The 13287-nt window shown below is 59.3% G+C and carries 11 protein-coding genes; 5 read left to right on the forward strand and 6 right to left on the reverse strand.

The genetic code is table 11. The annotated features are described in order from the left end of the window. The 3 genes from JWS10_RS09875 to cysE are packed head-to-tail and all read left to right on the forward strand — an operon-like array spanning window position 1 to window position 5076. Window positions 1-3897, forward strand: coding sequence for a glycoside hydrolase TIM-barrel-like domain-containing protein (locus JWS10_RS09875; RefSeq protein ID WP_299506874.1), 3897 nt, complete (start codon window positions 1-3; stop codon window positions 3895-3897). A 2-nt stretch (window positions 3898-3899) separates the two neighbouring features. Further along, window positions 3900-4241: a hypothetical protein gene (locus JWS10_RS09880; RefSeq protein ID WP_299506876.1), complete on the forward strand. Its 342-nt coding sequence runs from the start codon at window positions 3900-3902 to the stop codon at window positions 4239-4241. A 25-nt stretch (window positions 4242-4266) separates the two neighbouring features. Next, window positions 4267-5076, forward strand: a complete 810-nt coding sequence (gene cysE, locus JWS10_RS09885; RefSeq protein WP_299506878.1) for a serine O-acetyltransferase — start codon at window positions 4267-4269, stop codon at window positions 5074-5076. Between the two features lie 195 nt (window positions 5077-5271). On the opposite strand, the gene JWS10_RS09890 is transcribed toward cysE, so the two are convergent. From JWS10_RS09890 to JWS10_RS09915, 6 genes are all read right to left on the reverse strand, one after another. Further along, entirely contained in the window at window positions 5272-6576 is a 1305-nt protein-coding gene (locus tag JWS10_RS09890) for a pyruvate dehydrogenase complex dihydrolipoamide acetyltransferase (RefSeq protein WP_299506880.1), read from the reverse strand. A gap of 10 nt (window positions 6577-6586) precedes the next feature. Further along, window positions 6587-7957, reverse strand: a complete 1371-nt coding sequence (locus tag JWS10_RS09895; RefSeq protein ID WP_299506882.1) for a pyruvate dehydrogenase complex E1 component subunit beta — start codon at window positions 7955-7957, stop codon at window positions 6587-6589. Window positions 7958-7968: 11 nt separating this feature from the next. Further along, the gene (pdhA, locus tag JWS10_RS09900) at window positions 7969-8958 is read right to left on the reverse strand and encodes a pyruvate dehydrogenase (acetyl-transferring) E1 component subunit alpha (RefSeq protein ID WP_299506884.1); all 990 of its coding nucleotides are present in this window, start codon (window positions 8956-8958) and stop codon (window positions 7969-7971) included. 259 nt (window positions 8959-9217) lie between these two features. Then, the gene (locus tag JWS10_RS09905) at window positions 9218-9520 is read right to left on the reverse strand and encodes a septum formation initiator family protein (protein WP_299475192.1); all 303 of its coding nucleotides are present in this window, start codon (window positions 9518-9520) and stop codon (window positions 9218-9220) included. A gap of 169 nt (window positions 9521-9689) precedes the next feature. Then, window positions 9690-10619, reverse strand: a complete 930-nt coding sequence (locus tag JWS10_RS09910; protein ID WP_299506886.1) for a class I fructose-bisphosphate aldolase — start codon at window positions 10617-10619, stop codon at window positions 9690-9692. A 434-nt stretch (window positions 10620-11053) separates the two neighbouring features. Next, the gene (locus JWS10_RS09915) at window positions 11054-12241 is read right to left on the reverse strand and encodes a phosphoglycerate kinase (protein WP_299506888.1); all 1188 of its coding nucleotides are present in this window, start codon (window positions 12239-12241) and stop codon (window positions 11054-11056) included. 233 nt (window positions 12242-12474) lie between these two features. On the opposite strand from JWS10_RS09915, the gene JWS10_RS09920 reads away from it, so the two are divergent. Together JWS10_RS09920 and JWS10_RS09925 are read left to right on the forward strand one after the other, a co-directional pair. Next, a complete protein-coding gene (locus JWS10_RS09920; RefSeq protein WP_299506890.1) occupies window positions 12475-12984 on the forward strand; it encodes a peptidylprolyl isomerase in 510 nt (169 codons plus the stop codon). After that, window positions 12974-13287: peptidylprolyl isomerase (locus JWS10_RS09925; protein ID WP_299506892.1), on the forward strand; the 314-nt coding region annotated here is incomplete at its 3' end. The genes JWS10_RS09920 and JWS10_RS09925, both read left to right, overlap by 11 nt.

Consider the following 13287-nt stretch of genomic DNA (forward strand, 5'->3'; position numbering starts at 1 on the left):
ATGGCCACGATCCTTCTCTCCGCTGTTGGCGCATCTTTGGGCGCGGGCTTTGGCGGAACCGTGCTGGGACTTTCGGGTGCCGTGATTGGCCGCGCCATTGGGGCTACGGTGGGGCGGGTGATTGATCAGAAAATCCTCGGCTCGGGCTCGGAGGCTGTCGATGTTGGCCGTGTGGATCGCTTCCGGGTGATGGGGGCCAGCGAGGGCGCGGCGATCCCGCGTATCTGGGGCAGGGTGCGGGTGTCGGGGCAGGTGATCTGGGCCAGTCGCTTTCAGGAGAATGTCGCGCATTCGAGTGGCGGCAAGGGCACGCCGAAGCCGTCGAGCAATAGCTTCAGCTACTCGGTCAGTCTGGCGGTCGCCCTGTGCGAAGGCGAGATCACGCGGGTCGGTCGGATCTGGGCCGATGGCAATGAGATAGAGCCGGACAGCGTGAACCTGCGCATCTACAAGGGCGGTGAGGCGCAGCTGCCCGACCCCAAGATTGAAGCGGTGGAGGGTGCGGGCAATGCCCCCAGCTATCGCGGCACCGCTTACGTGGTGATCGAAAACCTCGATCTAGCGCGCTTCGGCAACCGGGTGCCGCAAATCTCGTTCGAGGTGATATGGGCCGCGCAAAGCGCCGCTGCGGCACCCTATCCCGGCCTGTCGATAATCATTCCCGGCGTGTGTCTGATCCCCGGCACCGGCGAATATGCGCTTGCCACCACTCCAGTGCATTACAGCTATGGCAAAGGTAGCAACCGCTCGGCCAATGTCAATTCGGCGACTGGCAAGACCGATTTCGCCTCGTCGCTGGAACAGTTGACCGAGGAACTCCCCAACGCGAACGGTGTTTCGCTGGTGGTGTCGTGGTTCGGCGATGACCTGCGCTGTGCGTCTTGCCAAGTGCGGCCGAAGGTTGAGCAAAAGCTGACCGACGGCAATCCGATGCCGTGGACGGTCTCGGGCTTGTTGCGCAGCGCCGCGCAAGAGCTGCCAAAGCTCGCAGGCTCAGTTGTTTATGGCGGCACCCCAACCGACCAATCTGTGATTGAAGCGATCAAGGCGCTGAATGCGGCGGCCAAGGCGATCACTTTTTACCCTTTCATCCTGATGGATCAGCTTCCCGGCAATAGCCTGTCCGACCCTTGGAGCGATGCCACTTCCCAGCCCGTCCTGCCTTGGCGCGGCCGCATCACGTTAAACCGCGCACCCGGCCAATCTGGCACCACAGACCGCACAGCCGCTGCCGCCACCGAGGTCGTCGCCTTCTTCGGCACCGTCACGCCCGCGCATTTCGCTCTCACTGGCGAGAGCGTCAGCTACTCCGGCCCTGCCGAGTGGAGCTATCGCCGCTTCATCCTGCACTACGCCAACCTGTGCAAAGCCGCAGGCGGCGTCGCTGCGTTCTGCGTCGGCACCGAACTGCGCGGCTTGACGCAAATCCGCGGTTTTGGCGATACATTTCCCACCGTCGTAGCCCTGCGCCAACTCGCAGCCGAGGTCAAAGCCATCCTCGGACCTAACACCAAAATCAGCTATGCGGCTGACTGGTCAGAGTATTTCGGTTATCATACCGCAGACAACCTCTACTTCCACCTGGACCCGCTCTGGGCCGATCCCGCCATCGACTTTATCGGTATCGACAATTACATGCCGGTTTCGGATTGGCGCGATGGCACGGCTCACTTGGATGCCGATTGGGGTGACATCCACAATCCGGCCTATTTGCAAAGCAATATCGCGGGTGGTGAGGGCTATGATTGGTATTACGCCAGCCCAGCCCATCGCGACGCACAAACCCGCACGCCGATCACCGACGGCGCTTACGGCGAGCCTTGGGTTTACCGCCACAAAGACCTGCGCGGTTGGTGGTCAAGCTCACATCACGAACGTATCGCAGGCTTGCGCAAAGCCACGCCAACCGCTTGGATTGCCGGTTCCAAACCGATCCGCTTCACCGAGTTCGGCTGCGCTGCTGTGGACAAAGGCACCAACCAGCCGAACGTATTTCTCGACCCGAAATCCTCGGAATCCGCGCTGCCGAACCATTCCAACGGACTGCGTGATGATCTATTACAACTGTCCTACTTCCACGCCATGCACAGCTACTGGACCGATCCGCTCAATAACCCCAGCGCCTATCTGTATAGCGGGCAAATGGTTGATTTCGGCAGTTCGCTGGCTTGGGCGTGGGATGCACGGCCGTTTCCAACCTTTCCGGGCAACAAAGATCTGTGGTCGGATGCGCCGAACTACGACAAGGGACATTGGCTGAACGGTCGCGCCTCGAATGAGCCGCTTGCTGCTGTGATCGCAGACATTTGCGACCTGACCGGAATGCCACCAATTGATCTGTCTGAAGCCTTTGGCATCGTGCGCGGTTACTCAATCTCCGAAGTAACCTCGGCGCGCGCGGCTTTGCAGCCGCTGATCCTCGCCTTCCCGACCGATGTGATAGAGCGCGAAGGCAGCCTGCGCTTCCAGGCCCGCACCGCGCTCAACGCGCAAGCTCTTGCGCCTGAAACTCTGGCAGTCTCCACTGAAATCGACGGCATAATAGAGCGCACCCGTGCCGCCGATGTTGAAACCCCCGAACATATCCGCCTCACCTTCAACGAGGCTGAAACCGATTTCGCCGTATCAACCGTTTCGGCCTCGTTCCCTGACCGCACAGGCGATGTTGTCTCGCAATCCGAACTGCCGCTGACCCTCACCGCCTCCGAAGCCGTAGCGATTGCCGAGCGTTGGATGGCCGAAACCCGCGTTTCCCGCGACACCGCCCGGTTCGCCTTGCCGAAATCGCAACTTGCCGTAGGCGTCGGCGATACCGTCAGCGTCGCAGGCGAGCTTTACCGCATCGACCGCGCCGAACTGTCGGAGTTGCAAACCATCGAGGCCGTCCGCGTCGATCCCAACGTCTACGAGCCGGCCGATATCTCTGTGCCCGTGCGCGGCTGGGTGCCGTTCCAAGCCGCGGTCCCGGTCTATCCGCTGTTCCTCGACCTGCCACTGCTGAAGGGCACCGAGGTCGATTACGCCCCCCACGTCTGCGTCGCTGCCGCCCCTTGGCCCGGCGACGTCGCGGTGTGGAGCTCGGTATCGGACGACGGCTACAGCCTCAACACGGTGCTCACCCAATCCGCAATCATCGGCACCACAGAATCCGCCCTAAACGCCGCCGAACCCGGCCTCTGGGATCGCGGTGCCACCCTGCGCGTCCGCATCGAATCCGGCGCTTTATCCTCGGTCAGCCCGCTCTCCGTGCTCTCCGGCGCAAACGTAGCCGCCATCGGCAACGGCAGCCCGGCGAATTGGGAGGTGTTTCAATTCGCCAACGCCGTCCTAATCGCCCCCAACACCTACGACATCTCCCTACGCCTACGCGGTCAAGCTGGCACCGATGGCCTGATGCCCGCAACTTGGCCAATCGGCAGCACGTTCGTCCTGCTCAACGATGCGGTGCAACAAATCAACCTGCCGCTGTCCGCCCGAGCCCTGCCACGTTTCTACCGCTTCGGTCCTGCCGCCAAGGGCTACGACAGCACCACCACCGTGCTCGTAACCGAAAGCTTCGACGGCATCGGCCTGCGGCCCTATCCGGTGTCGCACCTGACCGCGACCAATCAACCAAATGGCGCGCTGGATATCACATGGCTCCGCCGCACCCGGATTGATGGTGACACATGGCAATCGCTAGAAGTGCCATTGGGCGAGGCCAGCGAGATTTACGCGGTGAAAGTCGCCCAAGGCGCGGCAACCTTGCGCCAAACCACAACCACCTCGCCGTTCTGGAGCTATACCCAAGCAATGCAACTGACCGACAGCGCCAATGGAGACATTCAATTCTCAGTAGCCCAAGTCTCGCAAAGCTACGGCAACGGCCCGTTCCAAACCATCACCGCCGCGCTATAACCATGCGCCGCTGCCTTCCCGGTGATCTATTTGAGGCCGCAGCCCTGCTCGCGGCCTCAAACACCGCCAACCCCGCAGACTTAATCACCATCCTGCTCGATCAAACCGACGCCGCGCACCGCTACGCCAAACGCTTCGGCCGCGCGCATCCGGCTTGGGGCAATGGCAGCCTGATGGCCCGCGCCCTCGCCGAGCATGGCCCGCGCTGTCACAGCCACACCGCGCCAAATTTCCTCGATGCCCTTGCCCTCGTCGCAACCCTGCTTGCCACCCGCAAACGCAGCCACCACACGAAAAGCCAAAATCATCTCTTGGCACTATTGCAAACGCGCGCCATATGCTAATCTCTTTGCCAGCAGGAGATCAATCATGGCCGAAGTCAGTGCAAAAATCAGCTCACTCGACCCAGTTTGGCGCCGAGTCCGCGAGGAAGCCTTCGACATGGTCCGCGCCGAGCCATTGCTTGGTGGCCTGATCCACTCCAGTCTGTTGCACCATTCCACGCTTGAGCGCGCCCTCGCATACCGCTTTTCGCTGAAACTGGCGTCAGGCGAGATGTCCGAGCAAATCCTGCGCGAGATCGCTGATGAGGCTTACGCCTCCGACCCCGAACTCGGCCAGTCCGCCCGCGCGGATGTGACAGCGGTGTTTGATCGCGACCCGGCCTGCCTGCGATTCATCCAGCCGATCCTGTTCTTCAAGGGCTATCAGGCGATCCAAGCCTACCGCATTGGCCATTGGCTGTGGCAAAACAACCGCCGCGATATGTCGTATTTCGTGCAAATGCGCGTCTCCGAGGTCTTCGGCGTCGATATCCACCCCGCCGCGAAAGTCGGCAAAGGCATTATGATCGACCACGCCCATTCTATCGTGATCGGCGAAACCGCCGTTGTCGGCGATAATGTCTCGATGCTGCATTCCGTCACCCTCGGCGGCACCGGTAAAGAAGACGGTGACCGTCATCCGAAGATCGGCGACGGCGTGATGATCGGGGCAGGGGCAAAAGTGCTGGGCAATATCCACGTCGGCCATTGCTCTCGTATTGCCGCAGGTTCCGTCGTACTGCATGACGTGCCGCACAATACCACCGTTGCAGGCGTCCCCGCTCGAGTGATCGGCGAAGCTGGCTGCGCCCAGCCCTCCGTCACAATGGATCAACTGATCAACGGCGAAATCTAACCCGCTAACTTCCTAAAACTTATCTAAAATTTGCTTTCGCACTGGTCCAAATATCCCACGGGGGTCAGGTCACATTGGCTCTGAGCCAATGAGACCTGGGGGTGTGAAACCCCCGGCTTAACCATCCCAAATCGCACACCCCATAAAAAAGCCCGCCAAGATTACTCTCGGCGGGCTCAATGTCTCCCAAAAACCCTAAGCCAGCATCGCCAGCGGGTTCTCCAGATTGTCCTTGATCGCATTCACCAACAACGCACCCAACGCGCCGTCAATCACGCGGTGATCCACCGACAGCGTCACCGACATCACCGTGCCAACCAGCACCGCGCCATTTTTAACAATGGCCTTGGCAACCCCAGCCCCTACCGCCAAAATCGCAGCATGAGGCGGGTTAATGATCGCGTCGAAGTTATCAATGCCGAACATGCCGAGGTTGGAAACCGCAAAGCTGCCGCCCTGATACTCGTGCGGAGCCAATTTCCGGTCCCGCGCGCGCTTCGCCAGATCCTTCATCTCAGCCGACAAAGCCGACAGAGTTTTCGTCTCCGCATCGCGCAGCACCGGCGTAAACAGCCCGCCTTCAATCGCCACAGCCACGGCCACATCCGATTTCTCGAACTGCAACACCCGGTCGCCGGCCCAAACCGCATTTGCCGTCGGCACTTGCTGCAAGGCCAAGGCACAAGCCTTGATCACGAAGTCATTCACCGACAACTTCACGCCGCGGCTTTCCAACTGCGCGTTCAACTGCGCCCGGAACGCCATCAGCGCATCAAGCTCAATGTCACGCCGCAGATAGAAATGCGGCACGGTTTGCTTGGCCTCGGTCAGACGCGCCGCAATCGTCTTGCGCATCCCGTCCAGCTTCACTTCGATAAACGGCCGATCCGCATAGGTTTTCAGCACGGTTTCCGTCGAAGGCCCAGTTGGCATTGCCGAAGCTGAAGTCGAAGCGGTTGCCGCAACAGCCGCCACCGGAGCCGCCGCCACAACAGGAGCCGCAACAGCCTTCGCCGCCTCAACATCCGCCCGAACAATCCGACCATGCGGACCAGAGCCTTTGACTGAAGCCAAGTCCAAGCCCTTCTCCGCCGCAATCCGCCGCGCCAAAGGCGAAGCAAACACCCGCGCGCCGCCAGCTTTCGCGGCCGGAGCAGAACTTGCGGCTACAGCCGCAACCGGAGCAGCCTCCGCCGCAGCAGCAGCGGGAGCCTCCGCAGCTTTCGCCGCCGGGGCAGGCGCTGCATCCGCGCTTTCGCCGTCTTCCAGCAACACCGCAATCGCGGCATTAACCTTCACGCCAGACGTGCCCTCAGCCACCAGAATCCGGCCAATTGTGCCCTCATCCACCGCCTCAAACTCCATCGTCGCCTTATCAGTCTCAATCTCAGCCAAAATCTGACCGGATTTCACCACGTCGCCCTCTTTCACCAGCCACTTCGCCAGTGTGCCTTCCTCCATCGTCGGAGAAAGTGCGGGCATCAAGATTTCAATCGCCATCATCCCCTCCTTAACGGTAGCAAACAGATTTGACGGCGGCGACCACATCAGCGGTCGTAACCAAAGCCAGCTTTTCAAGGTTAGCCGCATAAGGCATCGGCACGTCTTTGCCGGTGCAAGTCACCACCGGAGCATCAAGGTAATCGAACGCCCGCTGCATGATCGTGCTGGCCAGATGGTCGCCAATCGAGCCCACCGGGAAGCCTTCTTCCACCGTCACGCAACGGTTGGTTTTCTGCACGCTTGCCAGCACCGTATCGTAGTCGATCGGGCGCAGGGTGCGCAGATCAATCACCTCAGCCGAAATGCCTTCTTTCGCAAGCAAATCAGCGGCTTCCAGCGCATACTTCATCCCAATGCTGAACGATACAATCGTCACATCGCTGCCCTCACGCCAAATTCGCGCCTTGCCGAACGGGATGGTGAAATCCGGCAGATCAGGCACTTCAAACGATTGCCCGTACATGATCTCATTCTCAAGGAAGATCACCGGGTTCGGATCGCGAATAGCCTGCTTCAGCAAGCCCTTAGCATCCGCCGCCGAATACGGCACCACCACTTTCAAGCCCGGAATAGCCGCATACCAAGCCGAGAAATCTTGGCTATGCTGCGCCCCAACCCGAGCCGCCGCGCCATTGGCACCGCGGAACACAATCGGGCACCCAAGCTGTCCGCCCGACATATAATTGGTCTTCGCGGCTGAATTGAGAATATGATCAATGGCTTGCAGCGCGAAGTTAAACGTCATGAACTCCACAATCGGGTTCAAGCCACCCCAGGCAGCCCCCACCGCAATGCCAGTAAAGCCCATCTCGGTGATCGGCGTATCGACCACACGTTTCGCGCCAAACTCCGCCAGAAGCCCCTGCGAAATCTTGTAAGCGCCCTGATACTCGCCAACTTCCTCGCCCATCAGCATCACAGCCGGATTGGCGCGCATTTCCTCCGCCATCGCCTCACGCAAAGCCTCGCGCACGGTCATGGTTTTCATCGGCGTGCCTTCCGGCCAATCCGCCGAAGCTTTTGAAACCACCGCCACCGCTGCCGCAAGCGCCGCCGGAGCAGCAGCCACCGCTGGAGTAGCCACCTCTGCGACCGGAGCCGCAGCCACCGGAGCCACCACCGCGTCCGCAGACTCGCCAGCCTCCACCAGCACCATAATCGCGGTATTAACCTTCACGCCCGAGGTGCCCTCAGCCACCAGAATCCGGCCCACTATGCCTTCATCCGCCGCCTCAAACTCCATCGTCGCCTTGTCGGTCTCAATCTCAGCGATGATTTGGCCCGATTTGACCACATCACCCTCTTTGACCATCCATTTCGCCAGAGTGCCTTCTTCCATCGTAGGCGAAAGCGCCGGCATCAAAACTTCAACTGCCATGGTGTTCCCCCTCAGGCGTAAATGTCGGTCCAAAGCTCGGCAGGTGCGGGCTCTGGGCTGGCCTTGGCAAACTCAGCCGAGGCGTTCACAACTTCTTTGATCTCTTTATCAATCGCCTTCAGATCCTCATCCGAGGACAGACCAGCGGTCAGCAGCAGATCGCGCACATGCTCGATGGCATCCTTCTCGGATTTCATCTTCTCGACCTCCTCGCGCGTGCGGTATTTCGCCGGGTCAGACATCGAATGGCCGCGATAACGGTAGGTCATCATCTCAAGAATATAGGGGCCCTTGCCAGCCCGGCAATGCGCCACAGCCTTCTCGCCCGCTTCCTTCACCGCCAGCACATCCATGCCGTCAACCTGCTCACCCGGGATGCCGTAAGCCAACCCGCGACCAAACAATGTCTCAGACCCAGTAGAGCGTTGTTGCGAGGTGCCCATGGCGTAGTGATTGTTCTCAATGACAAAAATCACCGGAAGCGCCCAAAGCTGCGCCATGTTGTAGGTCTCGTAAACCTGGCCTTGGTTCGCCGCCCCGTCGCCGAAATAGGTAAACGTGACGTTGTCATTGCCCTTATACTTATCGGCAAACGCCAGCCCCGCGCCGATTGGCACCTGAGCCCCGACAATGCCATGCCCGCCGTAGAAATGCTTCTCGCGGCTGAACATATGCATCGAGCCGCCCTTGCCGCGCGAATAACCGCCCTCGCGGCCGGTCAACTCGGCCATCACGCCGTTGGCTTCCATGCCACAGGCGAGCATATGCCCGTGGTCGCGGTATGAGGTAACGCGCTTGTCACCTTCCTTGGTGCAGGCTTCAAGACCCACAACCACCGCTTCTTGCCCGATATAGAGGTGACAGAACCCCCCGATCAGACCCATGCCGTAAAGCTGCCCGGCCTTTTCTTCGAATCGGCGGATCAGCAGCATCTCGCGGTAGAACTTCAGCAGTTCTTCCTTCGAGACATTCGATTTCTCAGGGGCTTTCTTGAATGCCAAAGCGGCGTCCTCCCGTAACGTTGCGATATAGTTCAGTATTAAACTATCTATACCGCATCGGAGAAACAACGCAAAACAGAAAATGAAGTGGGTCCAGCGGGGCAGGGTCGCCACGCAAAAACGCGCCCAACTCCGGCCAAACTTGCTTGGTCATCCTCTCTGCAAAAATATCCCCGCCGGAGGCATCCAACATCTCAGCCGTGAATCCTTATCAGGAAAGCTCAAATCCGTTGGAAATCACAGCGCGTCACCGCCCGCCTTAGCGAATAACAACCTCATCGGCGCGCAAATATCCCAGCACGTCGCGCAACTGCTCATCGAGCAAATCAACGTCGAGGTAATCATCCGACAGCCGCAGCGTCAGGTTCCGCGTCCGCGCCAACTCTGCCTTCAACTGATCGCGCTCGGTGCGCAAATCCACCGCTTCGGCATTGATCTGCACCCGGCGGAACACGCCGTAATCGCCCTGAATGGCGGCAAAAGCAAAATAACTGCCGAGCGTAAACGTTGCCATGAAAAACAACATGCCGCCAAGTGCTGGCCGGGATTGGGTTTGGATCATCTGTCTCGCCTCAGCTTCCGCCCCTCATCAGCGGGGGTGGTTGAACTTATGATGCCACAAAGCCAAAGCCTTGGGAAACAGGAAAATACCCAACGCCGTAAATACCCGTCGCAGCAAAGAAAAAGCGCGCCATCACAGCGCGCTTCCCCCGAAAAGCAACCTGAATAGCTCAGGCTTTGCCCATATAAATATCGACCAATTTCGACAACATCGCCAAAGCATCTTCGCGTTTGCGCTGGAAAGAGTTCCGCCCGATGATAGAGCCATTACCGCCGCCATCACGAATGGCCCGCGCGTCGTCATAAACCGCATCCACGCCCTTCGACGCGCCACCCGAGAACACCACAATCCGCCGACCCGCGAACGAAGCATCCATGCAATGCTTCACCCGCGCCGCTTGGGTGGCGATATCAATATGCTCGCTCTCATAGACCTTCTTAGCCTCTGGCAGCATCAGATGATCGGTGGAAAGCTTGATCTTGATGATATGCGCGCCCAAAAGTGCCGCGATCTGCGCCGCATAGGCCGCCACATCAATCGCCGTCTCGCCGTCCTTGGTGATCGCCTCACCACGCGGATACGACCAGATCACCGTCGCCACACCCTTGGCCGCAGCCTCTTTGCGCATCGCAACGATTTCTTCATACATATCCAGCTGCATGTCCGAGCCCGGATAGATCGTGAAGCCAATCGCCGCACAGCCGAGCCGCAAAGCATCATCAACCGACCCGGTTATCGCCTGATTCTTCCCCGCCGTGTCACTCATCAGCGAGTTTGCCGAGTTTACCTTCAAGATCGTTGGGATCTGCCCGGCGAAGGTATCCGCCCCAGCCTCCAGCATCCCCAACGGCGAAGCGAACGCGTTCAGGCCCGCATCAATCGCCAGTTGGTAGTGATAATGCGGGTCATACCCGGCTGGATTGACCGCGAAATTGCGCGCAGGGCCATGCTCAAAGCCCTGATCTACTGGCAGAATAATCATCTTACCGGTGCCACCCAAGCGACCCTCCATCAGCATCCGGCACAGATTTGCCTTCACGCCGGGGGTTTCGCCTTCATAATTGGCAAGGATCTTCTGAACTGTACTGGTCGCGCGCATTTTAAGGCTCCATCCGGGATAGGTCAGTTTCGTGGTAGAAAGGTTCTCGGCTTCGCGCAATATTGGTTGCGCTAACAACGTATTACCAAAGTTGTTTAACGCGAATGCCGGTGAAAAACATGCTGAGAAAGGTGCGAGATCAGGCGCGGAACGAAGGCAAACTGCGTTTAACCGTTGAAGTGCCGCGAGGCGCCACCAAACCCAGACGCCCAATTCCCGGGTGTATCTCGAAAGGCGCCCCAATGGCAGCGGCAGTCATTTGAAAACCGCCCCCCACGGGTGCCGCTTCTGGCGTGCCAAACCCGCAAGCGTCCCGAACGCCAATGGTCTCCAAACCGCGCCGAATACGTGTGCAAGTCTTAACAAACCCGTAATTGGACCGGCTAAGCCATTGATATATAATAAACCAGCGCCGTGTCCACACGTGGACATTCTTAGCCGAGCGCCGCAACCCCCGGCAAAGTCTTTCCTTCCATCCACTCCAAAAACGCCCCGCCAGCGGTCGAGATAAAGGTGAAATCGGACGCAGCCCCGGCCTGATTCAACGCAGCCACCGTATCGCCGCCGCCCGCCACCGAGACCAGTTTTTCCGCCTTGGTCAACCGCGCCGCAGCCCGCGCCGCCGCATTTGTCGCCGCATTGAACGGTTCAATCTCAAACGCCCCGAGCGGCCCGTTCCAGATCAGAGTCTTGCAACCCTCAAAAACCTTAGCCAGTGCCGCCACAGTTTTCGGCCCCGCATCCAATATCATCGCATCCTTCGGGCATTCCTTGACGCCAACCGTCTCATTGTCAGCCCCCGCCTTAAACTCCCGAGCCACCACAATATCGACCGGCAAATGGATCACACAGCCCGAAGCCTTGGCCTTCTCAACAATCTCCAAAGCCGTAGCCGCCATATCCCGCTCGGCCAGAGATTTGCCCACCTCAATCCCTTGCGCCACCAAAAACGTATTCGCCATCCCACCGCCAATCACCAAATGATCAACGCGGCCGACGAGATTGCCCAGCAACTCCAGCTTCGTGGAAACCTTAGCACCGCCCACAACCGCAACCACAGGCCGCACCGAATCGCCCAACGCGGCCTCCAACGCCTTCAACTCCGCCTCCATCAACCGCCCCGCAGCCGACGGCAGCAGCCCAGCTACCCCAGCCGTCGAAGCATGGGCGCGGTGAGCAGCCGAAAACGCGTCATTCACAAACACATCGCCCAAAGCCGCCATTTCAGCTGCCAATTTCGGATCGTTCTTCTCCTCGCCCGCATGGAATCGCGTGTTCTCCAGCAACACCACATCGCCTTGCGCAGCCTCAGAAATCGCAGCTTTCGCCGCATCCCCCACACAATCGGCCCCAAACACGACCTTGCGCCCCAAAGCCGCCTCTAACGCAGCTTTCACATGGATAAGGCTCATCTCCGGCACGACCTTGCCCTTGGGTCGATCAAAATGCGCCAACAGCACCACCTTGGCCCCGCGCGCGATCAGATCCTCCACAGTCGGCACGATCTTCTGGATCCGCGTCGCGTCCGTCACCACGCCGTTTTCCATCGGCACATTGATATCCACGCGGGTCAGCACGGTTTTGCCGGCAAGGCCCATATCGTCGATCGTCTTCCAGGCCATTGTTGCCTCCATAACTGTTTGCAACTGTTTCCGCCGATCTGACGCATTCGTCAACCTAGAGCGTGTTGGGTTGGATCGGGGTCTCGCATTCACTCTGCGCCCGAGGCAGCGATTGCTCTTGCAAACGTGTTCGGGCGCAGAGTGAATTCCAATCAACGCAACACGCTTAAGCCCTTCCCCTTCGCAGTCAGGATGGTTACTTTCCGCCCCAGATCAAAATAAGGATGCGCCCCATGGCCGAGATCAAAGACCCAGAGAATACCATCATCATCACCCTGAAGGATGGCGAGGTGTTTCTTGAGCTGCTGAACGACATTGCGCCCAAGCACGTTGAGCGGATGAAAGCCCTTGCCCGCGCAAAGGCTTACGACAACGTCTGCTTTCACCGCGTCATTGACGGCTTCATGGCGCAGACCGGCGATGTCGCCAATGGCAACATGGAAAGCGATTTCAACCTGCGCAAAGCAGGCACCGGTGGCTCCGAGCATCCCGATCTGCCAGCCGAGTTTTCCGGCATCCCGCATGACCGTGGCACCATCGGTGCTGCTCGTTCGTCCAGCCCGAATTCGGCCAACAGCCAGTTTTTCATCAACTTTTCCGACAACCACTTCTTGAACCGCCAATACACGGTTTATGGCCGCGTGATCAAAGGCATGGAGTTTGTTGATAAAATCGCCAAGGGCGAGCCGCCAGCCAATCCCGATCGCATGATCACTGTGCGGGTGGCTGCCGATGTTGCGTAATATCCTCGCAGCTTTGCTGCTGACCGCCGCACCCGCTTTTGCCGAAGGCGACGGCCCCGGCCCGAACTTGGTGATCGAAGTTTCTGGTGCCGCCAAGGGTGAGATCGTAATTGATCTCGACACCAAAGATGCGCCAAAACATGCAGCCCAAATCGTAGCCTTGGCGAAGTCGGGCGCTTATGACGGCGTGGTGTTTCACCGCGTGATCGACGGCTTCATGGCCCAGACTGGCGATGTGCAATACGGCAAAAAGGGTGGCGACACCTCGATGGCCGGCATGGGCGGCTCCGACATGCCCAACAT

This window comes from Cypionkella sp., assembly GCF_028290025.1.
Classification (GTDB): domain Bacteria; phylum Pseudomonadota; class Alphaproteobacteria; order Rhodobacterales; family Rhodobacteraceae; genus Cypionkella.